Genomic DNA, 24,161 nt, shown 5'->3' on the forward strand with positions numbered 1-24,161 from the left:
TCGTCAAATCGCTTATGCATCCGTGTCGAATTATGTCTGTGGTTTTATTCCTATTAATCCACAAACCCCCAATTGTATTTAGTAGGTAAAACTACCCTGTCATTTAGATTTAAATTAAACTTTAATGTACCCTTTTTTTTCCTAAAATCAGCCTTTCAGTTTATGTGGTACTTTTGAATCATTTTCCAAGATAAATTTCGGGGTTCATTAAGCAAAAAAAGATACAGCTGAATCGCTGTATCTTTTGGCAGCCTATTTATTCCCCAACCACCTTAGCATCCTTCAGCATTTCCTCTGTCAGAGTAATCCCCTGCTCCTCTGCTGCTTTTTTGTTAATCACCAGCTCAAGGCTTTCCGGGTAGCCGACAGGAATCTCACTCGGCTTTTTGCCTTCAAGGATTTCAACAGCCATTTGGCCTGTGGAGTATCCCAAATCATGATATTCAAAACCGTAGGAGGCAAAGCCGCCCCGTTTAACCGAATCACTTTCCCCAACAAAAGCTGGAATGTCTTTTTCATTGGCGACGTTCAGCACAGATTCAAGGGCAGAAACCACAGTATTGTCCTTAGGGATGTAAAACACATCAGCACGCCCCACTAAGGATTCAGCAGCCTGCTTCACCTCGGAGCTTGTTGAGATAGTCGTTTCAACCGCTTCCAGGCCCGCCGCCTCGATAGCTTCTTTTGCATGCTTAACATTTACTACTGAGTTTGGTTCCCCGTCATTGTATATGATGCCGACCTTCTTAGCATCAGGTACAAATGTTTTGATAGAGTCAATTGTATTTTTGATGGCATCCGGATGTGTATCAGATGTACCCGTGGCATTCCCGCCCGGCTTTTCCATGCTTTCCACAAGCTCAGCTCCAACAGGATCGGTGATGGCTGTAAACAGGATCGGAATATCCTTTGTGGATTGCACAACCGATTGGGCACTGGCGGTAGCGATGGTGAGGATCAAATCATTCTTGTCCGCGACCAGGTTCTGGGCGATGGACATATTATTGTTCATATCCCCCTGGGCGTTCTGGAAGTCAATTTTAAGATTTTTTCCTTCTTCATAGCCCGCATCTTTCAGTGCGGCAATAAACCCTTCTCTCGCAGAATCCAGTGATGGATGCTCGACAATTTGCGTGATGCCGATTTTAACCGTTTTCTTTTCAGAAGCTTCCCCGCTGGTTTCCTCATTTCCTGAACCGCAGGCAGCAAGCATCAGCAAGGCACTGCTTGCCAGGATGGCCAACATCTTTTTCATTAAAAATTACCCCCGATATTTTTATAATTTTTATAATATTTTGATATTAACATGTTTAATATGCTAGTAACAATAGCTAATCCACTTTTTGTCTGATAAATTGAAATCAATGAAAAAAACAAGGCTGGCTCCATTTGGAACCAGCCTCTGCTGCTCTATTATCGAATTGACACCCTATTAGGGATTTCATTATATTCTTCCGGATTCAAATCATAAACACTGCCATCCGCAACACCATTAATGATTCCCATAACACCAGTTTCTACAGTCTTAACCAGCTGGCCTTTCATCTTTTGGCCATAGTTCTGTGTCTGCCCTTTTACCTCAAACAGGACTACCCCGCTTCCGTTCAAGGCAAAGGAACCCAATGCAGTTCCAGGCAAGTCTAAATCCTGGTCATATAAAGAAATATTGGTGAACACTGAATTGCCTTTTTCCTGAAGTGCATCATATAGTGCCACATTTAACTGCCGGGAGAAATCAAAGCGGTAATTCTCCGCATATTGATTATATTTTGATCCCTCTGGTGAATTTGGATCCGGAATAAAATCTGCTGAGATGGACATTGTAACGTCTTCATCCGTTCCTTCGATCTTATAGAAATTTTGGTGATGAAGGTCTAAAAAGACTTCTACATTCCCAAACTCCTCTTGCAGACCTTTATATACATCCCGGACGGTTTGGGATTCAGGCGTAATATACCAGCCTGGAGTGCTTGAATTGCCCGGGAAGTCCTCAGCTTTCGGAACATAGTTCAAGTCAGGGTTAAAGTCACGGTTTACATCAAAGCCTGGAGCTGCTGCATAGTCATCCCCCTGCAGGGTGCGTGTGTAATAATTCCAGGTTGGCAGTGCATTATGTAATTGAGGGAACTGCTCCTGAACTTCTTCCCAGGTCATCACATTACCACGCCTGTCCAATTCGGAACCATCTGCATTCATCATTGGAATCGCTACAATCGTCAGTTCTTCCCTAATCCTTTTCGCATCTGCTGATTGACTTGAACCTAAATATTGGAGAATATTCAGCAGTGCGACAGTACCGGTTTTTTCATTCCCATGAATTTCACTCTGTACCAGGACTACTTTATCCCCATGGCCCACTCTTGCTGTAAAGATATCTCTTCCCTGATTTGTTTTACCTGCAGACTCAACCTGAACCAGGCCATTCGATGACTTTTCAAGCTGGCTCAGCTTTTTCTTCAATTCTTCATAATCTACAAAGCCGCTAATAGATATATTTTCCTCTGTCACAGGCTTTGCTCCCTCAGCAAAACTAACTTGAGGTACGAGTATTGATGCTGCCAATGCTGCTGAACTAAGTACTTTCCATAATGATTTTTTCTTCATTTTTTAGCCTCCCCTGTTTTTTTAATTCGATATCCGAATTATTTCTATCATGCCTTTTAAGCAAGAGGATGTAAATCTGCTAAAAGAATTAATATTCTGAATAATAAATATCCTACATTATCCTTATTTGATAAGACTTTCATCATATACAAACGGGCACATACATTCATTCTTCATCACATTATGAATCTGATTCATCTTCGTTTTTCTTGCCCGATTGGAAAAGATCAGCATCAAAAAAGGGAAGCATTTCTTAAAGAGCTCCCCCTGATAGCTATTAATAAGGATATCCAAATCCTGGTCCACAGCAAGGCTGCGGGTAATAATAAGGCGGCGGTGGCGGATACCCATAATATGGACGCGGGTAAAATAAGGCCGTGCCCAATAAACCTCCTGCTAACCCGCCTAAAAAAGGCAGACCAAAGAATCCAAAAAACCGCTGATCCTGCGGCTGAATAGGGCCTCTGTAAGGGTACATTCATTTATACCTCCATTTCCTCTGTATATGCCTACATTATTGTATATGCGTGGAAATGGGTTTGGCTTGGGCAAATTCACTACATTTGGAGAGGGAATGTTGGGGACATATTAAACGAAAAACCTTGAAAGGCATAGCCAATCAAGGTCAATTATTTTTTTATACCAATTAAGCCTAATCCTCAATTAATTCTATAAAATATTCATTATTATTGAGAAACTTTTTAAAAAAATCCTCTAACGATTCAGCTATTTGAGTATCGAAATAAAATATTGGATTATTAGCTAATTGTAAATCTATTGAAATATAAACACCCTCGTTTACTTCAAAAAAAAATAAGTTTATCTTCATCATCAAAAAGTTCATCTAAATCTGGATCAAATTCAAAAACACCTTCTCTTAATCTAATATCTGCTACAGCCCCTGGTCCCAATATTCTATTAATTGAATTAGCACTTAGACCTTCAATAAAACCATAACCAACTTCTAAATATAACTGTTTTAAATCACTTGGAAGGCTGATGCCCATTCTTTGTTCAGCTTTTAATATATCATCATTAGGTACCTTATAAAGTTTATTTTCTAGTTCATTTATAAATTCAAAATCAGCCATATGCTATTTTACCTCCTTGGAAATAGTTTACCCGATGGAGCTCCCTTTCCATGTATCCCTGCTTAGTGTTCATTAGGATATTTTGCGGGATGAATATTCCACTACTCATGAGGGCCGCCAAAATTGTTCTCTATGATATGATGGGCATCATACGGTTGACCAATACTCCGAGCAACCTCTCCATTCTTATCAAGCACTTCTTCTGTATATCTTGGCCACTTTTGATTGGTTTTTTCTTCCCATTCTGCAATCAATTTATCTTTCAAGCTCGATGTAAATTTGCTTCTATGCTTAGCTGTCTCTTTTGGTGTCAATTTTTCATAGTTTTTGTTTCTCAAGTCTTCTTTTATTAGATGAATCTGCTCTTTATTAACCTTTCGTCCAGTTTTAGCCTCTATATCCCTCAAATAAGCTTTTGCTAAATCCTTATTAAGTTCACCCGTACTCTTACCAGCCTTCTTCCCCGGCAAGACCACATTACCCTTTTCCTCTTTCAATATCCTGACAAGCGCATCAAAGTCGGCCTTTTTGATGCTTTTCCGTATGACCTTGGTACCTTGTTTTCGGACAACAGCCGCGAGCGACAGGTATTCGAGTATTTCAAGCGGGGTTCCGTCAGATATGGAGTCCAATTCCCGCACTCCTCCCACTCGGTCTTCTGGAATGGAGTCGACGAATTCGCAGGATTTTCCTTTTTCTCCATAGAATTCTCTGACAATCCGGCCGTCCTCGTATAGATGAAACTTTCCGCCCTGATTTTCGCTGCCAATGCCATACTCATCTATAACATCGACAGTCATGATCTCCCGGCCGCTCAAGCAGGGAAAACTGGCAGATGAATTTGAGGATATCCGGTTTGAACAAATGCTTACGAGTTACACTGACATTGAGTCAAATCAGTTTCATGATGTGTTTTCAGCCATAAGCCGGAAGCTGCAGCAGATCCAGCAGGAAATCGATTATATCAAACAAACAATCGCTTCCCCGGAAGCACAGCTTGCAGCAGAGAGGTGGAAGAAATAATGAGGAGGTACTGAGAATGGATACTGAGATTAAGCTAAGGATAAGCGATATAGAACTGGCACTTTCTAAACTTCAATCCTCCGCTAACGGGCTTCAGCCAACCCTTCTATCCACTATTGGGGAGAATAATGTCCTTGATTTCATCAATAAGCTGAACGCTTTAAATAGGCAGCTTCAACAGGGGACAGAAGCCTATAAATCTATATTGCTCAAAAATGAAGAAACAACGCGGCTATCCGTACAATTCTTAGATGAATCGGATCGGCTGCTTTCCAGGGGTATACATGCGGTTAAAAAATAATCCCCTTAGCAAACAACCCTTTTTCACAGGCTTCCGACAAGTTTTGGCCAGCTTATGGGAAGCCTCTTTTTATACCTTCAATGCTGGCAGAATACCAGGATTTCGCAGTCACCTCCCCTCTTTCAAGTTTCCATTAATAAACCACTTATAAAAAACGAAAATAAATAATAATTTATAGAGCTGATGTATTTTGTTATTCTAGTAAATATGCATATTGGGCAGCTTAGGAGTGGATTTTAACCGTGAACAAAAAAGACATTGCACAGATTCGGAAACAATTTAAATTAAACAATGACTTACTAAAGATCTCAGATATATTTAACGTCTACATTATGAAGGAATCAAGCGAGATATATCATTATGAAAGCCAGCCTTTTGAAATGCTGGATCAGGATCAGCAGGAGCTGTTTATGGACAACTTCAAAAAGATGCTTGGCGGCCAATTGGATGAAAAGCTCTTTGAGTTAAAGTTTCAGAGAGATGCGGAAAACAGCAGTCAGCTCATCCTTCATCAAGGATTGTTGACTAATGATGCTGAAGGATGGACGGAACAAATGCTTCAAATTGTCGGCAAAATGCTGGGAATTCGGCAATATGAAAAGGATATTGTCGTTACGTTCATTCGCGGAGAGTATCTTAAGCCCATGAAGCGCCGCAATCCAGAGGCCGAGGAAAGTGAACGGGATGCTGTTTATTCTCATCCCTTTATTCTCTGCAGCATCAATAACACGCAGGAACCGAAGAAAGAACTGCTTTTTGACTATGTCGAAAGGGAATTTAAATATCATTTTACCGTTGATCCGATTATCAATCTCAAGGCTCCCATTTCAGGGTTCCTATTCCCTTGCTTCACTGATCACGCGGCTGATGTCAATCATGTCCTGTATTCAGCGGGCAAGGTCCATGAGCCTGACCACCAGTTCATTGAGGACGTTTTAAACGGGGAAGAAACAATGACGGCGCAGGATGATAAAATCGTTTTTGAAGAAATTATTAAAGACGTAACAGGAGATCAGCTTAGCACCTCAACACTTTCCAGCGTATATGAAGAGATAAACCGGATGATCGTGGAAAACGAAGAGGATGAACCGCCTAAGCTGGATTACAAAGACGTAGAACATGTCTTAAAGGTGAGCGGTATCGAAGACATTGATTCTGAAAAGGTCCAATCCGCTTATCAAAAGATCATTGATGATGACAAATATGAAATAAAGGCAAGCAGCGTCCTGCCTAAGTATAATTCAAAATCAATCAAAATCAGCACAAAGGCAGCCAACATATCCATCTGCCCGCAGGATTTGAGATATGTAAAACAAGTCCATTTTGACGGCAAGCGTTACCTGATGATCGAAGTGGAAGAAGATACCGTGATTGAAGGCTTCACGATGATTCCGGAAGCTTTTGGCGGGGGTCAGGATAAAGAATAAAGGGGCAGAGAAAGTGTCCTGGTTCTCTTGCTTTCTTCCGAAAGAAGCAAAGAATAATAAAATGATGGTTTGTCTATCTTTCCTATAAAAGAGGAATTCCGAATCAGGAATTCCTTTTTTGTTGACGTTTGCTAAAAGTGTTGTATATTACGGTTTCATCGAATAATAACATTTTTTATAAAAACACCATTTTTCGTATTGCCAACAAGTGCTTCTTCTGTATTAAACAGGAATAGTCATACAGTTGTTTGTCAGTCTTTTTTTATTTCGAGAAACATATACTCAATAAGAATGACTTTAAAATAGGAGGATTTAAATGGCAAACAACAACATGTTAAGCTTCTATGACCCCTATGTTTATCAGACATTAACAACAATTGTTGGTAATATAGTTACCGTTCAAACCATGAGGGGAAGCGTTCGTGGCTCCTTGAAAAATGTTTTTCCAGATCACATTGTTGTAGAATCTAACGGAACTCCCTTTTTTATTCGTACCCAGCAGATTATTTGGATTTTTCCTGGTTAACAAAAAAGAATTGGAGGGGAGATAATGTTTAAAAGAATAAATAAATTGGCAATTGAACTTCCTATACCCGCTCACGGCGATATGAATGCTGCAGCAGCAGTACAAGAGCTCCTGGGTGGCAAGTTTGGGGAGATGTCAACCTTAAATAATTATATGTTTCAGTCTTTTAACTTCAGAAATAAGAAAAAGCTAAAGCCATTCTATGAGTTAGTGGCAAGCATTACAGCGGAAGAATTTGGTCATGTAGAACTCGTTTCTAATACAATTAATTTGTTATCGGTAGGTAATACATTCCCAGGGGATCCGGATATTACTCCACTTCAAAATGGGAAGGATGCAAGAAACACCCACCATTTTATTTCTACAGCTCAAACCTCTATACCAGGTGATTCAATGGGAAGACCGTGGACTGGTGATAATGTTTTTAATAGTGGTAATCTGGTTTTAGATTTAACACATAACTTTTTTCTAGAGGTTGGTGCACGTACACATAAGATGAGAGTGTATGAGATGACTGATAACCCCGTTGCAAGAACTATGATTGGGTATTTACTTGTACGTGGAGGAACACATATCCTCGCCTATGCGAAAGCAATCGAAATTGCTACAGGGGTAGATTTGACAAAAATGCTTCCAGTTCCAAATCTCGATAACTCAAAATTTGATTATTCCAGACCATTCATAGAAAAAGGCCTAAGCAATGTGCTATACACATGGAGTGAAACAGAATACAGGGATATCGGAATGATTTGGAAAGGAACAAATCCGGAAAATGGGCAACCGCTTGAAGTGAAAATTGGTACTCCTGAAGGCGGACCAATTCCAGATTTAGAAGAATTACCCGAAGAGTTTGCTCCTGGTATTACTAGGGACGATTATGAAATAATCAAAAAACGTCTTATGGAAAATTTATAATGGATATTTTGCAGGAACATAAAATTTGAATATGTTTAACGAACGGCAATAACAGCCACTGATTGCTATTTTCACAAAAAGACCAAATTCTGAAGTTGAGAATCTGGTTTTTTTGAGTTTTTACAGTTACTCCCTTCTAAAACTCGCACTCTTGACGATCATGTTACAAAAAATGTGTATCTCCATGTAACCCAAGAAATGAAGAAAGAAGCCTCTCAAAAGTTCGCTGAACTCATGAAAAGCCTCTATTAATTTACCTCCATGTTAGCATTTCACTCTCATCTTACTCTAAAACCCACTTATATCAAGGGTTCGAGAGCGTTATTACATCCTGCCGCCCATATCAGGCATTGCAGGGCCAGCATTTTCTTCCGGCTTATCAGCAACTACTGCTTCAGCAGCTAAGAACATAACGGCAACAGATCCAGCGTTTTGAAGAGCTGAACGAGTTACTTTAGTTGGGTTAACGGTACCAGCTGGGGTCAGGAACCAACATTATGAAATAAAGGCAAGCAGCGTCCTGCCTAAATATAATTCAAAATCAATCAAAGTCAGCACAAGGCAGCCAACATATCCATCTGCCCGCAGGATCTCAGTTATGTAAGACAAGTCCATTTTGATGCCAACCAAGTATTTCAGTAAATGTTGGATTAGCATGAATAATGGACCCATCTTGTCCTAAGATAAAGATAGCATCAATGGTATTTTCCCAAACAAGTTCAAAAGCCTCATAACCAATATTTGAAATTTCCTTCATATAATTATTCATTCTATTCCCACGTTTCCTATCATCCTTGTATTTATTATTTTATTAATCGCTCATTAACCATTGAAGTCATGAAAGAAGAGCGACCAAATTGCTTTGATACGCTCTTTTATAATCTTATTGATTTGCTTTTTTAACCCACTCTGCAACTGTAACAGTACGTTTTGCTTGATGTTTAACTGCCGCTTCTACATCTTCAATCATTTTTCCGTCTTGACCAACAGTTACACTTGTTCCATAAGGGTTACCACCCGCACCAAATGTTACAGGGTCGGTATATCCTGGAGCTGCCACAATTGCTCCCCAATGATACATTGTTGTATATAGTGATAATATTGTTGCTTCTTGTCCACCATGTGGATTCTGAGCAGAAGTCATCGCACTTACTACTTTATTAACTAACTTTCCGTTAAACCATAACCCACCTGTTGTATCTAGGAATTGTTTCATTTGAGATGGCATATTACCAAAACGAGTTGGAACACTGAAGATAATAGCATCTGCCCATTCCAGATCATCTAATTTCACTTCTGGAACATCTTTTGTCTTTTCAACTGTTGCCTTCCAAATAGGGTTTCCTTCTATAGCTGATTGCGGGGCTAGTTCTGGCACTTTTAAAACTCTTACTTCAGCACCGGCTTCTTTTGCCCCCTCTTCAGCCCATCTAGATAATTGATAGTTTGTTCCACCCATACTGTAATAAATAACTGCTAATTTTACATTTGACATTTTTTGTTCCTCCTTATTATTTAATTTTCCAAAAATTTTGGATAGAAAGCCCATAATATTCACCTCCTATTATTTCTTTCCTTAAATATTTGCATACATCCTAAGCTACTCGTTTTAGCCCATGTGATTCCTCTCGAAAAATCAACCGACTAACTGATAATACCTTGCTTCCATTGATTGCAAGATAAACAGCAATTGCTAAAAATGCAAAATCTAATTCATATCCTGCCATTTGACCATTCCCTAATAATCCAACTGAAAGTTTTACTTTTATTGTCGCTCCAATCATTAAAAGAGCAATCAATACGGAAACAAGCCTTGTGGCCAATCCAATGATTAGTGCGATTCCACCTAACATTTCAAACAATGCTACACCGTATGCCATAAAACCTGGTAAGCCAATACTTTCAAACCAACCGACAATATTTTCAATTCCGCCTTGGAACTTTACTAACCCATGTATAAAAAATATCGTCCCTAGTGTAATTCGTAATATAAGTGCTCCAATTTCATTTTTTAATAACACTTTCTTTTCCCCCGTAATACTTATTTTGGATTATAACTTTCGGTACCATTGCGTGGCAGCTTCTACTTCTTCTATTGTTAATTGATGACCTCTATTTTCCCAATGAAGTTCCACCTTTGCGTTGGCGCTTTCCAATAGTGTTTTTAACTCCACAGATTCCATCGGTGAACAGATAGGATCATTTGTTCCTGCCGCAATAAATACAGATTTACCTGTTAAATCTGGTAGTTCAATACCTTTTCTAGGTACCATTGGATGATGAAGAATAGCACCTCTTAAAGCATCTTGATAATGGAATAATAGACTTGCTGCAATATTTGCTCCATTGGAGTAACCAACAGCGATTATATTATCTCGATCAAATTCATATTTTACTGCTGCTTCGTCAAGAAACTCGTTTAATTCTTGTGTTCGGAATATTAAATCCTCTTCATCAAAGACTCCTTCAGCCAATCTTCTAAAAAATCTTGGCATTCCATTTTCTAGTACGTTTCCACGAACACTTAATACAGAAGCTTCATCATCGATTCTTCCTGCTAAAGGCAATAAATCTAATTCATTCCCTCCAGTTCCATGAAGCAGTAGCAAGGTTGGCTTTGTTAAATCTTTCCCCTTATTAAAAATGTGTTTCATGATTGATCTCCCTCCAGAACACGAGCTTCTACATTCGGTAAACTTGTTTCTAATTCTTCTCTTTTTGACTCTAACCAAGAAGGTAACATTAGTTTTTCACCAAGGTCGTTGATTGGCTCATCAACTGTAAATCCTGGTGGATCTGTTGCGATTTCAAAGAGGATTCCCCCTTCTTCATGGAAATAAATTGCTTTGAAATAATTTCGATCCCGAACTTCTGTTGGATAAAGACCCTTATCTATCAGTAGCAACCGCCATCTTAGAAGTTCCTCATCATCCTTTGCTCTCCAAGCAATATGATGAACGGTTCCAGCACCCATTAACCCTCGTACAGAAGGGGTTAACTTTATATCAATTGTGTTTCCTAGTAGTGCTTCCGATGTAAATCTTAGAAATCCTTCTTCATCTCCAACACATTCGAGTCCCAACACATTTTCAAGAACTTCAGCCGTTTTATTTGGTTGAGCTGAAATTAAAGTTGCTCCAGCAAATCCTTTTATTGCATTCTCTGATTGAATCTCCCCAAAGGTCCAGTGATTAACTGGTCCATCTCCTCTCTCTATCAATTCTAATTGGAGACCATCTGGATCATTTAATGTCAGATACCTTTCTCCAAACCGCACAGATGAGCTATATTCTATTCCAAATCGATCCAATCTATTTTTCCAAAATTCCATCGACCCCATTGGAATCATGTAACTAGTTGTACCAACCTGTCCCATACCAATACGCCCCTTTAGTTGTTTAGCCCAAGGGAAAAATGTAATAACTGTTCCTGGTTGACCTGTATAGTTCCCAAAATAAAGATGATATACTTCAGTGCGATCAAAATTGATGGTTTTTTTTACAAGCCTTAACCCTAGTACCCCTGCATAAAAATCAATATTTCTTTGGGCATCATTTACCATCGCCGTTATATGATGAATACCTGCCGTTTTTTGCAATATAATCCTCTCCATTTCCAAACTGGATGAATGTTAGATTATTTGGGTCTTTCTATGGAAAACATCTCACCAATTTTGGCATAGTTCGTCCCTGCTAACCGACTAACAGCTGCGAGTCCCTTCGGATCGATTCTTCCGTTTTCGTAAATATTACTTTCAATGTGAAATTGAACCACTTTCGCTATGATAAAATCACACCCTGGAGAATCAACACCACCCAATTCTAAAGATTGTTCCAATACACACTCCATTCGAATTTTGGCTTCTTTTACACCTGGCACTGATACCTTTACACTTTCAACAGGAGTTAATTTTGCTATTTCAATTTCACTCTCATCAGGTGGAAGACTTGCAGCAGTTAGATTCACTTTTTCAACATTTTGATCATCAACAATATGAACAACGAATTCTTTTGATTCGGTGATATTTCTGGCTGTATCCTTCTGTTTCCCCATTGATCGTTGTATCGATAAGGAAATCATTGGAGGATGGGAGGATACGATATTAAAGTAACTAAAAGGGGCACCGTTTAAGATGCCATCCTTTGATTTCGTTGTAACAAAAGCAATCGGTCTAGGAATTATACTTCCTATTAAAAACTTATAGTTTTCTCTTTCGGTATTTTGATTTGGATCAATCGAAAGCAAAGAAATCATTCCTTTATATAAAATTAGTCCAACTCTCTAACTTTAAAAGGTAGCAATTGTCGTTCAATTTGCCCTCTATATTGTTCATACTGATCTGGTAACATTAATTTTTCTCCCATTGTCTCTTGTGATTCATCATGTGCAAAACCTGGAGGGTCCGTTGCAATTTCAAAAAGAATTTCCCCATGTTCTCTAAAGTAAATCGCATTAAAATAATTTCTATCTTGAACTGGTGTCACACCATATCCATTCTCGGCCACATACTTTTGCCAATCTAATTGATCTTGATCATCAATCGCTCTCCAAGCAATGTGATGCACTGTTCCCACACCCATCTGCCCTCTACCCATAGGAGTGGATTTTAGGTCAATGATATTTCCGATTTCAGCTGTTGAACGGAAACGAATAAAGTCCCCTTCTTTTGCAATCAATTCAAGTCCCATTACCTTTTCTAACAATTCTGCTGTTTTGTTTGGCTGAGTAGATAATAATGTTGCACCCCCGAAGCCTTTAATAGCTACTTCCGGGTCTACCCCTCCAAATGTCCAAGTATTACGATCTCCTACTTCTCGTTCAACAATTTCCAAATGAAGTCCATGTGGATCATCAAATTCCAAATACTCTTCACCGAAACGTTCTATTTTAGTGAAAGGAATATTAAACTTTTCTAATCTTTGTTCCCAGAAGGCCATAGCACCTTTAGGCACAACATAAGAAGTTACCCCTACTTGCCCATCTCCAATTTTTCCTTGATAGGCATTTGCCCAAGGAAAGAAAGTGATGATTGTTCCTGGTTTTCCACCTTCATCGCCAAAATACAAATGATACGTACCTGGATCGTCAAAATTTACTGTTTGTTTTACTAAACGCAAACCCAAAACTCCAGCATAAAAATCTACATTTTCCTGCGGATGACCTACAATAGCTGTAATATGGTGAATACCCATTGTCTTTTTACTCATTTTTAACACTCCTTTTTCGTATAAAATTCGTTTGTTGAAAACTTAATAACTTATTTTGACCCTATTTTTTCAAAAAAATCAATCCTAAATTAGAGATTCTTTAATTCGAGATAAATTAGAATAAAAAAGCATCGAACGCATATTGACCAGGACCGATTAACGCTACACCTATGGCAACTGTTAGTAATGTAAGGTTATATTCATATCCATTTGCCGTTGCCCATAATCCATTTGGAGCATGCACTTTAATAATAGCCATTGCCATTGTTCCCGCGATAAAAATGGCTGCAAGTGGAGTAGAGAGCCCTAATGTAAATAAGATACCCCCAAGCAGTTCAGCTAAGCCTGCAAAAAGAGCCAAGGCTACTCCAGGTTTCATCCCGATTGATTCAAACCATCCTCCAGTGCCTTTTAGTCCATAACCACCGAACCATCCAAACAATTTTTGAGCACCGTGACCAATAAATAAAACTCCAATAACTATACGAATTATTAATAAACCAAAATCCATCATTACTATCTTCTCCTTTAAAAATATTTTATCTCGAATTCGAGATATTTATCAAAAAAAATATTAATTCTCAACCCTTTTTCTTACTTTCTTCAATAGTTGAACTAAGTTTTTTGCTTCATTACTATTTAATGCATCAAAAGTAAATTCCACAAACGCCTCATGTTCCGGCATAATTTTGTTCATTACATCCATTCCATCATCTGTCAACGTGACATGTATAACTCTGCGGTCGTCAGGACATGCATTTCTCTGTAACAGAGCTTTCTGTTCCAATTTATCTATCACATACGTCATAGATCCACTTGAAATAAGGACACTATTAGCCAGCTGCTGTATCGTTTGTTTCCCTTTATGGAATAACACCTCCAGAACCGAAAATTCCGTAATGGTTAAATTGTTTTTAGCCATATCTTCCCTTATTTGGTCTTGGATAGCCTTAGAAGTTTGCATTAGAATCATAAAAGGTTGGTTTGTGCATATATTCTCCATATTACCACCTCTCTAAAATATCTTTAATTAATATATCTTGAACCTGAGATAATAATAATGCTTAATATCATTTATGTCAATAACTTTTGGTAAGTATAATTTATTTATTTGAAGCAAAATAGGTTAATCTAATACAAATTAACATAATAAGCCGATAATACACAGACGATGAAGTTCAGTATATTATCGGCTTCCCCAAAAGATAGAAATAAAAAATTAGGCTTGATGTTTTCTAATTAGATCCACAAATGCATCTACAAATGTTTGTAGGAACTGAACTGTTCTTTCATCTTTAATTTTGCCTTTTTCATCTAACAAACCTACTACATTACCAATATAAGCTTCAGGCTGTTGGACTAATGGCATATTTAAGAATACAAGGGATTGACGCAAATGGTGGTTTGCACCAAATCCACTCAAATTTCCTGGAGATTGGCTGATGATAGCAGAAGGCTTACCATTCCATACACTTGCTCCATATGGACGAGATCCTACGTCTAAGGCATTCTTCAATACAGCTGGCACGGAACGGTTATATTCAGGAGTTACAAATAAAACAGCGTCAATTTCTTTCATTTTATTACGGAATGAAATATATTCTTCAGGAACATTGTTCTCATCATCAAAATCCTGGTTATATAAAGCCAATTTACCAATTTCCACAAATTCCGCTTCATATCCTTCAGGGAATAAGGCTGCAACATTTGAGGCAATTTTTCTAGAAAAAGATTCTTTTCGAAGACTACCTAACAAGATACCGATCTTTGTCATTTTTAACTTTCCCTCTCTTTTTCGTAATTTTTCCTATACTGGATACACAGTTTTATGGTCTGCAGTAATAATCATTTGATTCTCGTTGTTAAATTCGATATTTGCGTCCGATGAATAATACCAAGTCTTTTGATTTTTCTCCACGTCAAAAAGATTTAATTCCTCTTTAAACTTGATAATCTTTATTGCCTCATCTTCTGTAATTTCTATAGAAATCACCCATTTATCTCCTATTGACTGAATATTATATTCATTCGTTTGATAAAATAGGCGGCTTCCAACTGAATGACGAATCAATAACATGCTACACGCCTCCTAAATCGATCAATAAAAAGAAGGTTTCTTCCATAGAGTTTATAGTGAGTTTATTAAGGTCTGTAATTCTTGCACTATCTCTTTTTCCAACCACAACATCACTATTTAAAACAAGCTCTCCTTCAATCACAAAGACATAAATCTTCCTTCCTTGTTCTTGGTTAAAAAGAAGCTCTTTACCAGGTTCCAATTTGGATAAGTACAATGTAGCATCACTATTTATTTTTGCTGCCCCATTAATAGGCCTTGATGAAACAATTGGTAACAGCCTATTCTTCATTGAATCTGTATCATATGAAATATCCTCATAGGAAGGGGGTAATTGTTTTTGGTTAGACTTAAACCAAAGCTGTAAAAAACTCGATTCTTCTTCCGTAGAAGGGTTCATCTCAGAATGAAGTAAACCTGTTCCTGCAGTCATACGTTGGACATTTCCAAACTGTAAAATCCCACTGTTTCCTAAACTATCTTCATGCTTAAGTTGGCCACGCAATACAATCGAAACAATTTCTGCCTCTCTGTGCGGATGTATACCAAATCCTTTGCCTGCTTGAACAGTATCATCATTAAAAACACGAAGCGGACCAAAATGGATATTAGATTCATCATAGTATTCTCCAAAAGAAAAACTAAGATTGCTTTCTAACCAATCATTTTTAACGGAATAACGTGATGTTGCCGGATATTTTTGAATCATATATCTCACCTTCATAAATCTCGAGTTAAGAATAAATATATATTTTAGTGCTTATTTTGTCAATTTTCAGGGCAGCAATTAACATCGTAATTTAATTATTTCTGTATCTCTTTTTAGTAGATGTTACTCTGGGGGTTCCATTTTCCATACATTATTATTTCCCCTTTATAAGTAAATTAATCTTCACCTTAGCAGTGGTAGAAATCAAAGGGAGTTGTGTTCGCCACAGTTTTTTTGTACAGGTAAATCAATATTAAATACTTGCCTAATTACATTTAACTCCTTATCTAAACTATCTGAACCCGCTATTTTTTTAATGTAGGATAAAGGTTCTCTCAACATTTGATTTCCAATACTATCTATGTGCTTAGTAATTACTTTCTTATCGTGGTCGGATAAATTCGGAAGCTTTCGATAAATGCTATCAATCGCCTCTTTTTTGATAGTTGAGACTTTATAATTCATCGCAGTCATAACAGGTACCACATCTAATAAATTAACCCAATTATTAAATTCATCCATCTCACCTTCTATTAGTGACATGATTTTTTTTGCTGCCTTTTTTCGTTCCAATAAATTAGTACTCATAATGTCATTGAGATTATCTATATTGTATAAGGTAATTTGATCTCTTTCCTTTATTGTAGGATCTATACTTCTAGGTACCGAAAGATCTAGAAATAATAAAGATTTACTACTATGAATCATATCCTTTGTAATAATAAATCTCCCTGCCGATGCAGCACTGATGATGATATCTGATTCGCTGATTTTTATTTGTAGATCTTCAATTGGCACAACCTCGGCTAAATATCTTTTAGCTACCGCCTTTGCTTTATCAAGTGCTCTACTCATTAATGTTATTTTGTTCGCACCATTACTCTTGATATTTTTCAAGAGAAGCTCCGCCATTTCACCAGCACCTATAACAAGAATTGAAAGATCATGAATTGGTTTAGATAGATTCTTTAATAGTTCTACTGCTACATATCCAATTGAAACTGCCCTAGTTCCAATATCCGTTTCTGTATGGGCTCTCTTACCAAGAGTAACCGCTTTTTTAAAAGAATGATTAAAGACACTCCCAGTCGTCTTTTCCTGCTGAGCCAGTAGAAAGCTAGTTCGAACTTGTCCTAAAATTTGCGTTTCACCGAGTATCTTAGAAGTCAAACCACATGTAACTTTGAATAAATGTTTGATGGCTAGTTCCTGAATATAGAAAAACAAATATGGTAAAAATTCGTTTTTATCCATTTGAAACCATTCAGAAAGGAATTCCAAAAGTTGAATTTTGCCCTCCTCGAGCTCATCCATCACCGCATAAATCTCAGTACGATTACACGTAGACAAAATCACATTTTCCACTATTTTATTTTTATTTTGCAAGGCTTTCATTGCTTCACCGAGTTCGGAACTACGAAAAGAAAACTTTTCTCTAATTTCGACAGGTGCTGTCTTATGGCTAAGACCGACAACAACTATATACATGTATACATTCTCCTTATTTAAACTTGACGTTATCTTTATGGAGAAACCAATATATCTCAAATTAATTTATCTCGAAACTAGGGTAATGGTAATACTTAATTGTTTTAGTGTCAAGGAATGAGCTATATTTCTAGAATTAATGATATGAATTTTTAAGAAGACTCTTGGAAATAATGTTTTTTTAGCCCCATAATAATTTTAGGAAGCGAGGATGCTTATGAAAGGACATTTTTACAGAAGAGGATGTAAGTGCAAAAAGAAAAAATGCACTTGTGGTTCCAAATGGGCTTTCACTGTTGATATTGGATTAGATCCAGTTACCGGTAATCGAAAGCAAAAAGTTAAAAGCGGCTTTAATACGAAGCAGGAAGCCGAAGAAGCGGCTGCCCCACATTAATTCACGAATTAAATCAAGGAACATACTTAGAGGAAACAGACAAAACGTTTAGTGACTTTGCAATTGAGTGGCTTCCCCTCTACAGTGATTCAAAAGTTGTAAAGCCTGGAACGATTCGTGTACGCCTCCATGAGATCGGTAAGTTGTTGCCCTACTTTGCCAAATTAAAGTTGAGAGATATTACCAGAAAGACATATCAGGATGCTCTTAACGATTTAAAGGATCAGGGTTATTCTGATAGTACCAGAGATGGGATACATCGAACGGGGAGGATGATTTTTCGAAAAGCTTTGGAACTAGAGCTAATCAAGAAGGACCCGACTGAATTCGCTTATGTGAAAAAGGATAGGAAAACGATAGAGCAGTTAGAAGAAGAAGTTCCTAAGTATCTTGAAAAAGAAGAGCTTGCCTTGCTTTTAGAAACAGCTAAAACCAATGGCCTAGAGCATGATTACTTAATTTTTATGATTTTAGCCTATACAGGAATTAGGGTTGGGGAATTAGTGGCTCTTAAGTGGAAGGATGTAGATTTTAAAAATCACACAATTAGCATTACTAAAACATATTACAATCCTAATAATAATGCTCAAGAATACCAGCTAGTCACACCAAAGACAAGAAAATCGAAACGGAAAATTATTGTAGATGAAGAAGTGATTCATCAATTGGCCGTTCCATTTTGGCAAAAATAAAATCATTGTTATAGTAGGCATCTCCATGTCGCTCAATGGCTTTCTCTTGCACTTTTTTATGTTATGGCTATCCAATTGTGATTAAAACCGTTCAAAACAGAATGGCAAGGCTACTCAGAATGTCAGGACTAAATCCTGATTTAAAACCTCATTCCTTACGCCATACCCATACCTCTCTTCTTGCGGAGGCTGGAGTCTCACTCGAACAAATCATGGAACGTCTTGGCCATACGGATGATCAAATAACCAAAAATGTATATCTCCACATAACACAAGAAATGAAAAAAGAAGCTTCCCAAAAGTTCAGCGAACTCATGAGAAGCCTCCGTTAATATCCTCAATGTTAGCAAAATGTTAGCAAAATGTTAGCAAACCACTCTCACCTTACCAACAAACCCAGTCATATCAAGGGTTGTAGGCACTTATTACATCATGCCGCCCATTCATTTGGACATATAATAGGAAGAAACAAGGTAAAAATCCCCCCTATAATATCAAGGTTTTGACTGTTTTCTACAAATAATTTTAAACTTTATCGAAATAACACGAGGACAAACAGGAGGACAAAAATAAAAAAACCCTCTCAAATGAGAAAGGGTTTTATTAGTGTTAGAATTTAGAGCTAAACATAAACTTATCTTCCATTTCAGGAACAGCATCTTCGAAAGAATTAAATCGTCTAGGAAAGAAACCGCCTTTTTCTTTCATCTCAAGAAAGAGAGTATTGCAATTGCTAATATCTAAAAAACCGTATTGAGCATAAGCAAAATAAAGTATAGCTAATGTCCCAGCAGTCTGGACACCATAATCAGTTGCTCTCTTTTTTGGACCATTATCATCTGTGAAGAGCACACAATTGTTATAGTGCGCATAGACCAAAGATGCCGCTTCTCCATCTCCTAATTTCGCTTTTGGTGAAGGTACTTCTTGAAACTTCTTTGAGAGCATATGATAATCTCTTAAAGCTTGTCTTCCTTTTAGTGTATCAACTTTCAACCATCCTTCATCAATTGCTTTTGTTATGTCTGGTTCAATATCGGGTTTAACTACAGCTTCTTTCTTAACCGATAATGTAATTATCGGTATCCCCTTTAAAGTTTTTTTTATTAAATGAAATGATTCTGTTTTTGAAAAATTGGATAAAACAGTATTGTCGATAACTGCTGCACCGCTAATAAATTTCTCAATCATAAGTCATCCCACCCCACTTCTTCGGGATAACTATCATCAGCAAATTTAACTAAATAATCAAGATTTAACTGTAGTTCTTCTTCAAGTGGTTTAATATAGTAATCTATTAAAACAGACCGACTTATATTTGCCTTATGATAAACATTTATTAATAACCTAAAATACGACTCAGAGATATATGAGTCATCAGGGGTACTAAAAGCTGAAGGATCAAGTCCTTCCTCTAGACAGAACTTTTTTAACCCTAATTTCCCTCGGCTACTTTGTTTTTTATATTTTTCAAAATCTTCATTTGGAATTTTCCCTAATACATAAAGTCTTAATGCCATTGCTATAAAGGTCACTCGGTATTTGATACTGAGTAAAATGATCTCTCTCTTACCTATAAACTTAAATTCTTCACATTCATTAATAATGTCTTCCTCTGGCATTAAAAAGTGAGCTGCGAACATATCTGCAAGTATCTCTTTTTTGTCCCTTTTATAATAATGCTCAGGTAAACATACATCAAAAAGTTCAGTTTCATCAAAGAGTACATGAGACAATTCATGAATTGCAGTAAAATTCTGTTGGCCCAAAACTCTTTTTTTGTGAACTAAAACAAGTTTATTTGCATCTTTCTTTATGTACATTCCAGTTGCTGAAGTTCTACCTAAATCTAATGTAATTACAAAACAACCTTCTGCTTCTAAAAAATCAAAAACGGGCACATTTACAGGCCCGCTCCTAAGACCATATTTATTTCTTGTTTTAATAGCCCTACTCTTAGCTAATCTATATAAATCATTATTTTTATACATATTTGAAAGGATGTCCAAGAGAAAACCACCTACTATCAGTCAATACTGTTTAGATACTTTAATTCATCAATTTTGTTAATGAAATCAATCCCAAATTGAAATGCTTTTTCAATATCAACATCTTTATTACCATTGATTCTAAATCTAGTCTCTAAATTAGTATCATCGATGGTTGGTTCCATTCCAAGTAAAATAATTGGAGAAATATTTAAAGCCTCGGCAAGTGCTTCTAATTGATCTTCATTTACTTCTTCTTGCCCACTTTCAAGTTTTATTAGTTCAGGCAGGGGCAGATCACTGATTTTTGATAATTCATTTAAGGATAATCCATTCTTTTCTCTTTCATTAATTAGTTCATCCCATACATTAAACATAGTTAACCACCCCTATCCTTTTTATTATTTCAACCTTAACTCATTAAATTCTTTATTGTTTATTTGTCAAAATTTCCGAGAAAACATTATAGTATATTATTTACCATCATTTCAACTTTATTATACATTTTTTTGGTCGTATTTAACAATATTTATTGAAAAATGTTTTTATGTGTTCATTTTAAGTTTTTCATTTTCGATTTTGGCCAATACACCTTTCAAATCTTTTGTGATCCTACTCCCCGAAAACCTAAATACTCTCCATCCGTTAGCCCGAAGATAAGCGTTCTTACGTCTATCCCGAGCTTTTTGTTGTGGGTTAGAGTGATAAGCCTTACCGTCACATTCAATTGCAATGCGGTAAGCTGGCAGTGCTATGTCGATACGATATCTACCACAAGGCACCTGAGTTCTTATATATTCTCCTTTGAATTTCAAAGCATCATATAGCCTTCTTTCAATCGGCGACTCACATTTTAACCGTTCATGATCAACAAAGACCCCCGGCGCGCCCTTAGTTCTTTTCTTATCCATAAGATAGAAAACTACAGCTGCTGCCACAATTCCAAAAAAGAAAACATATTCGAACATTGATCTTTACATGCTCCAGAAATCATCATAATCCACATTCTTGCCCGTTAATTCCCTCAAAGCCTTAATGATCTTCTTAGCATTCTTCATAGATGGCTCGAATGCATCTCCCTGGCAGATCCTGCTGATCGTCGCCTTATTAACTTTACTTTTCTCAACCAACTGCTGCTGCGTTATCTCGTTTTTATCTAAAAACCTTCCAAACTTGCTTCTGGGCTTCCCAAGTCCGAACATATTTCTCGACCTCCATATAATTTATATCTTCAGCTTGGTCAAAAATTACTTTTTCTAAACTTTACGAAAAAGAGAAACTTGGACAACCAGTGCAGCATAGGCTTTATCAAGGTAGCTACCAAAGTAGTAAATAGAAATTAACCATGGTTTCAACCAAAGTATTTACCAAAGTATCACTATCAAAGTAATATCGTCAGAATTGACGAAAACTCAACAAATAAAAATCTGTTTAAAGGGAGCGAGTGAACGGAGTGAATGGAAAGCGACCTAATGCCCATTCCAGAAAATTTTATACATGACTTTTGAACATTTTTGTAAAAAAAGTTAGACGTTTTCGTTCAACCTAAAATAAAGGAGGACTTCTTATGTTATTTTCACCAATGATTATCTTGGCAGGTGGTGCCACTATCGCCCTGGCTGTATTAGACAGGACATTAAGTGACCTTGGCTTTCATGGGCTTAATACAGCTTTAAAGATCATCATTCCATTGGCCGGCTTTGCAGCTGGAATCTATTTTATCGAAACTAATTCATTAATCCGGTGGATTTTATGAGCATGTGGGAGAAATTAAAGGTCCGCAGAAAGATGGTTAAAGCCTTCAAGTCTGGCCAGTTATATTTAGGCGATTTAGAACGTCCCATTTTCCCTAAGATTCATGGGGTTGTAATTGGGAAAACCACAACTGTAACCTTCACCCTACCCAATGGGTTAGACCCTAAGTTATTAAAGAAAAACTTCTATGTATTTCAACAAGAATTCGGGAAGAAAGCACAACTAGATGGAAAGATAAAAAAATTCACCCTAATAATTAATGATAAGTCCCAAAAAGAGATCCTCACCTACAATTTCGAACACTTGAAAGAAATCATCCAAAAAGAAAACTATACCCTTCCTATAATTTGTGGCCAGGACAGAAACAAAAAACTTCATATATATGATGCAAAAAACAATCCAAACCTTTTAATATTCGGTCAGCCTGGCAGTGGAAAGAGCTCAATATTACATGTTATTCTGTCCACATTGATTCAATACTTCCCTCCAGAAGAACTGCAGCTGGTATTAGCCGACTTTAAAATGAGTGAATTCGGAGTTTATGAAGGTGTAGAGCATGTAAGAGGCGTTTGCTACACTACCAAGGATTTAAAACCCCAGCTGGCCTATTTGGCGAACGAACTTACACTCAGAGGGCAATTGTTAAAGAAATATCGAGTCCGGCATATGAGCAAGGTTCCTAAGAATGAAAGACGACCTGCAATTGTATTCGCCCTGGATGAGTTTGTCATGATCCGGGATAAGGAGATCATGGCCGAGATCCTTCAAATTGCTTCCTTGGGTAGAGCGTATGCCATTTACGTAATTCTTTCTATGCAGCGTCCTTCCCATAAGATTCTTGATTCTGATATTCGAGGTGTGATATCCGTTCGGATGGGGTTCCGAACTGTTGATTTAAGGAATGCCTTAATGGGGGAAACACCAGGCAGTGAAAAAATAAACAAAGATTCCCCGGGAACCTTCCTGTTGAATTTGGATGAATTAAGAGAACTGCAGGCGCCATATTTAAACGAGGATGAAGTCGAAAAGATATTGGAACCCTACAAGTCCATTAGAGGTGGAAATGCTAAAGAAACCCCTTCTATGCACTTTGAAAAGGAGTTAGAAACAACGGAAATCCAAGAGAATATTTTCGGGGTTTTAGACGAATGAAAAAGCGCGATCTTGCAATTATGAATGACTTGAATCGTTTCCGCTGCATGACAAGGGATGACATTATAGAATTACACTTCAAAGGACTTAAACAGCCTGTGACATGCTGTAATACGGTTCTGAAGAGGTTGCGAAGGGATGGGTATATAGAGGTTAGTAAAGAACGGCATCCTTATATATACTTCCCGTCTCCAGCCGGCATTAAAAAGGACTCCACCAAGATACCTCATTTCCTTAAGATCGTTGAGTTTTACAGACAGACAAATATGTACCACTGCCCAAAGACCTTCATTGTAGAACCTAAGTATGGTAAAGGTTATATGGAGCCAGATGCCTTTATGATCTGGAAGGGTGGGCCATTCTTTGTCGAGATTCAGCGATCTGTCTATTCCGAAAAGGTTATGAATGAGAAGGTACAACGATATGAATCGTATTTCATAAGCAACGAATGGCAGCAGGAACCCTGGCAACCCAATAATAAAAAAGTTTTCCCTGCTGTCATCATGATTACAGATACCAGGTATAAAATTGAAAGTTCAAATGTAAAGTTCATTCAGGTGAATAACATTAAGCAGCTGATTGATGCTGATCAACCTCTGAAGCCTATGAACCATGAAATTGCTTGTTCAGGATTAAAGTTATTATTAAATAATTAAATGTTGCAGGAGGACACTCCTGCTTTTTATTTTTGAAAATAGGCAAGAAACCTGCGTGTCTTTAATACAATATTAATGCAACAAAAAAAGGCCACCTGCGTAAGGAGGTGCCCAAACAATGAATGCAATAGAAATAACAAGACTCTGCTTTGA

General features: G+C 37.3%; 33 protein-coding genes and 2 pseudogenes. 12 read left to right on the top strand and 23 right to left on the bottom strand.

Going from position 1 to position 24,161, the window contains the following annotated elements; translation table 11 throughout:
- Positions 1-256: 256 nt before the first annotated feature.
- The 4 genes from NYE23_RS19395 to NYE23_RS19415 all read right to left on the bottom strand — a co-directional run bounded on the left by NYE23_RS19395 (position 257) and on the right by NYE23_RS19415 (position 4,495).
- On the bottom strand, positions 257-1,255 hold the full coding sequence (locus tag NYE23_RS19395; RefSeq protein WP_335687781.1) for an ABC transporter substrate-binding protein: 999 nt from the start codon (positions 1,253-1,255) through the stop codon (positions 257-259).
- 158 nt (positions 1,256-1,413) lie between these two features.
- Positions 1,414-2,604, bottom strand: coding sequence for a M14 family zinc carboxypeptidase (locus NYE23_RS19400; protein ID WP_341080107.1), 1,191 nt, complete (start codon positions 2,602-2,604; stop codon positions 1,414-1,416).
- An 803-nt stretch (positions 2,605-3,407) separates the two neighbouring features.
- Entirely contained in the window at positions 3,408-3,695 is a 288-nt protein-coding gene (locus NYE23_RS19410) for an SMI1/KNR4 family protein (RefSeq protein ID WP_341080113.1), read from the bottom strand.
- A gap of 101 nt (positions 3,696-3,796) precedes the next feature.
- Complete coding sequence (locus NYE23_RS19415) at positions 3,797-4,495, bottom strand: hypothetical protein (protein WP_341080114.1); 699 nt, start codon at positions 4,493-4,495, stop codon at positions 3,797-3,799.
- Here NYE23_RS19415 and NYE23_RS19420 point away from each other — a divergent pair.
- From NYE23_RS19420 to NYE23_RS19440, 5 genes are all read left to right on the top strand, one after another.
- Positions 4,494-4,718, top strand: a complete 225-nt coding sequence (locus NYE23_RS19420) for a hypothetical protein (RefSeq protein ID WP_341080115.1) — start codon at positions 4,494-4,496, stop codon at positions 4,716-4,718. The two genes, NYE23_RS19415 and NYE23_RS19420, sit on opposite strands and share 2 nt — an antisense overlap.
- 16 nt (positions 4,719-4,734) lie before the next feature.
- Positions 4,735-5,019 carry a YwqI/YxiC family protein gene (locus NYE23_RS19425; protein ID WP_341080116.1) on the top strand — a complete coding sequence of 95 codons (285 nt, stop codon included), beginning with the start codon at positions 4,735-4,737 and terminating at the stop codon, positions 5,017-5,019.
- 242 nt (positions 5,020-5,261) lie between these two features.
- The gene (locus NYE23_RS19430) at positions 5,262-6,446 is read left to right on the top strand and encodes a DUF4317 domain-containing protein (protein WP_341080117.1); all 1,185 of its coding nucleotides are present in this window, start codon (positions 5,262-5,264) and stop codon (positions 6,444-6,446) included.
- Between the two features lie 316 nt (positions 6,447-6,762).
- Positions 6,763-6,972 carry a YuzF family protein gene (locus NYE23_RS19435; protein WP_341080118.1) on the top strand — a complete coding sequence of 70 codons (210 nt, stop codon included), beginning with the start codon at positions 6,763-6,765 and terminating at the stop codon, positions 6,970-6,972.
- A 24-nt stretch (positions 6,973-6,996) separates the two neighbouring features.
- Positions 6,997-7,887: a manganese catalase family protein gene (locus tag NYE23_RS19440; RefSeq protein ID WP_197212924.1), complete on the top strand. Its 891-nt coding sequence runs from the start codon at positions 6,997-6,999 to the stop codon at positions 7,885-7,887.
- Positions 7,888-8,211: 324 nt separating this feature from the next.
- On the opposite strand, the pseudogene NYE23_RS25300 reads toward NYE23_RS19440, so the two are convergent.
- The 14 genes and pseudogenes from NYE23_RS25300 to hemA all read right to left on the bottom strand — a co-directional run.
- Positions 8,212-8,361, bottom strand: a pseudogene (locus NYE23_RS25300) (hypothetical protein); the annotation flags it as partial.
- 118 nt (positions 8,362-8,479) lie between these two features.
- On the bottom strand, positions 8,480-8,656 hold the full coding sequence (locus NYE23_RS19445) for a PAS domain S-box protein (protein ID WP_341080119.1): 177 nt from the start codon (positions 8,654-8,656) through the stop codon (positions 8,480-8,482).
- 114 nt (positions 8,657-8,770) lie between these two features.
- Positions 8,771-9,436, bottom strand: a complete 666-nt coding sequence (gene wrbA / locus NYE23_RS19450) for an NAD(P)H:quinone oxidoreductase (protein ID WP_341080120.1) — start codon at positions 9,434-9,436, stop codon at positions 8,771-8,773.
- 46 nt (positions 9,437-9,482) lie between these two features.
- Positions 9,483-9,908, bottom strand: coding sequence for a DoxX family protein (locus NYE23_RS19455; RefSeq protein ID WP_341080121.1), 426 nt, complete (start codon positions 9,906-9,908; stop codon positions 9,483-9,485).
- Positions 9,909-9,938: 30 nt separating this feature from the next.
- Positions 9,939-10,541, bottom strand: a complete 603-nt coding sequence (locus NYE23_RS19460; protein ID WP_341080123.1) for an alpha/beta hydrolase — start codon at positions 10,539-10,541, stop codon at positions 9,939-9,941.
- Positions 10,538-11,485 carry a ring-cleaving dioxygenase gene (locus NYE23_RS19465; protein ID WP_341080130.1) on the bottom strand — a complete coding sequence of 316 codons (948 nt, stop codon included), beginning with the start codon at positions 11,483-11,485 and terminating at the stop codon, positions 10,538-10,540. Before NYE23_RS19465 ends, NYE23_RS19460 begins: the two co-directional genes overlap by 4 nt.
- Positions 11,486-11,523: 38 nt before the next feature.
- Positions 11,524-12,132 (bottom strand): flavin reductase family protein, encoded by a 609-nt coding sequence (locus tag NYE23_RS19470; RefSeq protein WP_341080136.1) that lies wholly within the window; start codon positions 12,130-12,132, stop codon positions 11,524-11,526.
- A 23-nt stretch (positions 12,133-12,155) separates the two neighbouring features.
- Entirely contained in the window at positions 12,156-13,094 is a 939-nt protein-coding gene (locus tag NYE23_RS19475) for a ring-cleaving dioxygenase (protein ID WP_341080137.1), read from the bottom strand.
- 115 nt (positions 13,095-13,209) lie between these two features.
- Complete coding sequence (locus NYE23_RS19480; protein WP_341080138.1) at positions 13,210-13,608, bottom strand: DoxX family protein; 399 nt, start codon at positions 13,606-13,608, stop codon at positions 13,210-13,212.
- Between the two features lie 60 nt (positions 13,609-13,668).
- Positions 13,669-14,097, bottom strand: a complete 429-nt coding sequence (locus NYE23_RS19485; protein WP_341080139.1) for a MarR family winged helix-turn-helix transcriptional regulator — start codon at positions 14,095-14,097, stop codon at positions 13,669-13,671.
- 216 nt (positions 14,098-14,313) lie between these two features.
- On the bottom strand, positions 14,314-14,868 hold the full coding sequence (locus tag NYE23_RS19490) for an NADPH-dependent FMN reductase (RefSeq protein WP_341080140.1): 555 nt from the start codon (positions 14,866-14,868) through the stop codon (positions 14,314-14,316).
- Positions 14,869-14,901: 33 nt separating this feature from the next.
- On the bottom strand, positions 14,902-15,171 hold the full coding sequence (locus NYE23_RS19495; RefSeq protein WP_341080141.1) for a hypothetical protein: 270 nt from the start codon (positions 15,169-15,171) through the stop codon (positions 14,902-14,904).
- Between the two features lies 1 nt (position 15,172).
- Positions 15,173-15,880, bottom strand: a complete 708-nt coding sequence (locus tag NYE23_RS19500) for a pirin family protein (RefSeq protein ID WP_341080142.1) — start codon at positions 15,878-15,880, stop codon at positions 15,173-15,175.
- 204 nt (positions 15,881-16,084) lie between these two features.
- The gene (hemA, locus tag NYE23_RS19505; RefSeq protein WP_341080143.1) at positions 16,085-17,368 is read right to left on the bottom strand and encodes a glutamyl-tRNA reductase; all 1,284 of its coding nucleotides are present in this window, start codon (positions 17,366-17,368) and stop codon (positions 16,085-16,087) included.
- Positions 17,369-17,579: 211 nt separating this feature from the next.
- Here hemA and NYE23_RS19510 point away from each other — a divergent pair, with 211 nt between their 5' ends.
- The 4 genes and pseudogenes from NYE23_RS19510 (at position 17,580) to NYE23_RS19525 (ending at position 18,789) form a co-directional block, all read left to right on the top strand.
- Entirely contained in the window at positions 17,580-17,765 is a 186-nt protein-coding gene (locus NYE23_RS19510; protein WP_341080144.1) for an Arm DNA-binding domain-containing protein, read from the top strand.
- A 62-nt stretch (positions 17,766-17,827) separates the two neighbouring features.
- Positions 17,828-17,923 (top strand): annotated as a pseudogene (locus tag NYE23_RS19515) (hypothetical protein); the annotation flags it as partial.
- Between the two features lie 114 nt (positions 17,924-18,037).
- The gene (locus NYE23_RS19520; protein WP_341080145.1) at positions 18,038-18,457 is read left to right on the top strand and encodes a tyrosine-type recombinase/integrase; all 420 of its coding nucleotides are present in this window, start codon (positions 18,038-18,040) and stop codon (positions 18,455-18,457) included.
- Between the two features lie 119 nt (positions 18,458-18,576).
- Complete coding sequence (locus NYE23_RS19525; protein WP_341080146.1) at positions 18,577-18,789, top strand: tyrosine-type recombinase/integrase; 213 nt, start codon at positions 18,577-18,579, stop codon at positions 18,787-18,789.
- Between the two features lie 277 nt (positions 18,790-19,066).
- Here the strand turns inward: NYE23_RS19525 and NYE23_RS19530 are convergent, their stop codons facing one another.
- From NYE23_RS19530 to NYE23_RS19550, 5 genes are all read right to left on the bottom strand, one after another.
- On the bottom strand, positions 19,067-19,648 hold the full coding sequence (locus NYE23_RS19530; RefSeq protein ID WP_341080147.1) for a hypothetical protein: 582 nt from the start codon (positions 19,646-19,648) through the stop codon (positions 19,067-19,069).
- Positions 19,645-20,466 carry an ImmA/IrrE family metallo-endopeptidase gene (locus tag NYE23_RS19535; protein ID WP_341080148.1) on the bottom strand — a complete coding sequence of 274 codons (822 nt, stop codon included), beginning with the start codon at positions 20,464-20,466 and terminating at the stop codon, positions 19,645-19,647. The genes NYE23_RS19530 and NYE23_RS19535 overlap by 4 nt, the downstream gene beginning before the upstream one ends.
- Positions 20,467-20,483: 17 nt before the next feature.
- Entirely contained in the window at positions 20,484-20,822 is a 339-nt protein-coding gene (locus NYE23_RS19540; RefSeq protein WP_341080149.1) for a helix-turn-helix domain-containing protein, read from the bottom strand.
- A 168-nt stretch (positions 20,823-20,990) separates the two neighbouring features.
- Positions 20,991-21,413, bottom strand: coding sequence for an endonuclease domain-containing protein (locus tag NYE23_RS19545; protein WP_341080150.1), 423 nt, complete (start codon positions 21,411-21,413; stop codon positions 20,991-20,993).
- Between the two features lie 6 nt (positions 21,414-21,419).
- Entirely contained in the window at positions 21,420-21,647 is a 228-nt protein-coding gene (locus NYE23_RS19550; protein ID WP_341080151.1) for a helix-turn-helix transcriptional regulator, read from the bottom strand.
- 365 nt (positions 21,648-22,012) lie between these two features.
- On the opposite strand from NYE23_RS19550, the gene NYE23_RS19555 reads away from it, so the two are divergent.
- From NYE23_RS19555 to NYE23_RS19565, 3 genes are read left to right on the top strand one after another with little or no spacing between them, the layout of a single operon-like run.
- Complete coding sequence (locus NYE23_RS19555) at positions 22,013-22,201, top strand: hypothetical protein (protein ID WP_341080152.1); 189 nt, start codon at positions 22,013-22,015, stop codon at positions 22,199-22,201.
- A gap of 32 nt (positions 22,202-22,233) precedes the next feature.
- Positions 22,234-23,352 (top strand): FtsK/SpoIIIE domain-containing protein, encoded by a 1,119-nt coding sequence (locus NYE23_RS19560; protein ID WP_341080153.1) that lies wholly within the window; start codon positions 22,234-22,236, stop codon positions 23,350-23,352.
- Complete coding sequence (locus tag NYE23_RS19565) at positions 23,349-24,008, top strand: replication-relaxation family protein (RefSeq protein WP_341080154.1); 660 nt, start codon at positions 23,349-23,351, stop codon at positions 24,006-24,008. The genes NYE23_RS19560 and NYE23_RS19565 overlap by 4 nt, the downstream gene beginning before the upstream one ends.
- Positions 24,009-24,161: the final 153 nt, after the last annotated feature.

The organism is Cytobacillus sp. FSL H8-0458 (assembly GCF_038002165.1).
Lineage (GTDB): Bacteria > Bacillota > Bacilli > Bacillales > Cytobacillaceae > Cytobacillus.

Coding starts and splice junctions, on each gene's coding strand:
- NYE23_RS19395 (WP_335687781.1), bottom strand. CDS start 1,255: ATGAAAAAGATGTTGGCCATCCTGGCAAGCAGTGCCTTGCTGATGCTT.
- NYE23_RS19400 (WP_341080107.1), bottom strand. CDS start 2,604: ATGAAGAAAAAATCATTATGGAAAGTACTTAGTTCAGCAGCATTGGCA.
- NYE23_RS19410 (WP_341080113.1), bottom strand. CDS start 3,695: ATGGCTGATTTTGAATTTATAAATGAACTAGAAAATAAACTTTATAAG.
- NYE23_RS19420 (WP_341080115.1), top strand. CDS start 4,494: ATGATCTCCCGGCCGCTCAAGCAGGGAAAACTGGCAGATGAATTTGAG.
- NYE23_RS19415 (WP_341080114.1), bottom strand. CDS start 4,495: ATGACTGTCGATGTTATAGATGAGTATGGCATTGGCAGCGAAAATCAG.
- NYE23_RS19425 (WP_341080116.1), top strand. CDS start 4,735: ATGGATACTGAGATTAAGCTAAGGATAAGCGATATAGAACTGGCACTT.
- NYE23_RS19435 (WP_341080118.1), top strand. CDS start 6,763: ATGGCAAACAACAACATGTTAAGCTTCTATGACCCCTATGTTTATCAG.
- NYE23_RS19440 (WP_197212924.1), top strand. CDS start 6,997: ATGTTTAAAAGAATAAATAAATTGGCAATTGAACTTCCTATACCCGCT.
- NYE23_RS19445 (WP_341080119.1), bottom strand. CDS start 8,656: ATGAATAATTATATGAAGGAAATTTCAAATATTGGTTATGAGGCTTTT.
- wrbA (WP_341080120.1), bottom strand. CDS start 9,436: ATGGGCTTTCTATCCAAAATTTTTGGAAAATTAAATAATAAGGAGGAA.
- NYE23_RS19460 (WP_341080123.1), bottom strand. CDS start 10,541: ATGAAACACATTTTTAATAAGGGGAAAGATTTAACAAAGCCAACCTTG.
- NYE23_RS19475 (WP_341080137.1), bottom strand. CDS start 13,094: ATGAGTAAAAAGACAATGGGTATTCACCATATTACAGCTATTGTAGGT.
- NYE23_RS19480 (WP_341080138.1), bottom strand. CDS start 13,608: ATGATGGATTTTGGTTTATTAATAATTCGTATAGTTATTGGAGTTTTA.
- NYE23_RS19485 (WP_341080139.1), bottom strand. CDS start 14,097: ATGGAGAATATATGCACAAACCAACCTTTTATGATTCTAATGCAAACT.
- NYE23_RS19490 (WP_341080140.1), bottom strand. CDS start 14,868: ATGACAAAGATCGGTATCTTGTTAGGTAGTCTTCGAAAAGAATCTTTT.
- NYE23_RS19495 (WP_341080141.1), bottom strand. CDS start 15,171: ATGTTATTGATTCGTCATTCAGTTGGAAGCCGCCTATTTTATCAAACG.
- NYE23_RS19500 (WP_341080142.1), bottom strand. CDS start 15,880: ATGATTCAAAAATATCCGGCAACATCACGTTATTCCGTTAAAAATGAT.
- hemA (WP_341080143.1), bottom strand. CDS start 17,368: ATGTATATAGTTGTTGTCGGTCTTAGCCATAAGACAGCACCTGTCGAA.
- NYE23_RS19510 (WP_341080144.1), top strand. CDS start 17,580: ATGCTTATGAAAGGACATTTTTACAGAAGAGGATGTAAGTGCAAAAAG.
- NYE23_RS19520 (WP_341080145.1), top strand. CDS start 18,038: ATGATTTTTCGAAAAGCTTTGGAACTAGAGCTAATCAAGAAGGACCCG.
- NYE23_RS19525 (WP_341080146.1), top strand. CDS start 18,577: ATGTCAGGACTAAATCCTGATTTAAAACCTCATTCCTTACGCCATACC.
- NYE23_RS19530 (WP_341080147.1), bottom strand. CDS start 19,648: ATGATTGAGAAATTTATTAGCGGTGCAGCAGTTATCGACAATACTGTT.
- NYE23_RS19540 (WP_341080149.1), bottom strand. CDS start 20,822: ATGTTTAATGTATGGGATGAACTAATTAATGAAAGAGAAAAGAATGGA.
- NYE23_RS19545 (WP_341080150.1), bottom strand. CDS start 21,413: ATGTTCGAATATGTTTTCTTTTTTGGAATTGTGGCAGCAGCTGTAGTT.
- NYE23_RS19550 (WP_341080151.1), bottom strand. CDS start 21,647: ATGTTCGGACTTGGGAAGCCCAGAAGCAAGTTTGGAAGGTTTTTAGAT.
- NYE23_RS19555 (WP_341080152.1), top strand. CDS start 22,013: ATGTTATTTTCACCAATGATTATCTTGGCAGGTGGTGCCACTATCGCC.
- NYE23_RS19560 (WP_341080153.1), top strand. CDS start 22,234: ATGGTTAAAGCCTTCAAGTCTGGCCAGTTATATTTAGGCGATTTAGAA.
- NYE23_RS19565 (WP_341080154.1), top strand. CDS start 23,349: ATGAAAAAGCGCGATCTTGCAATTATGAATGACTTGAATCGTTTCCGC.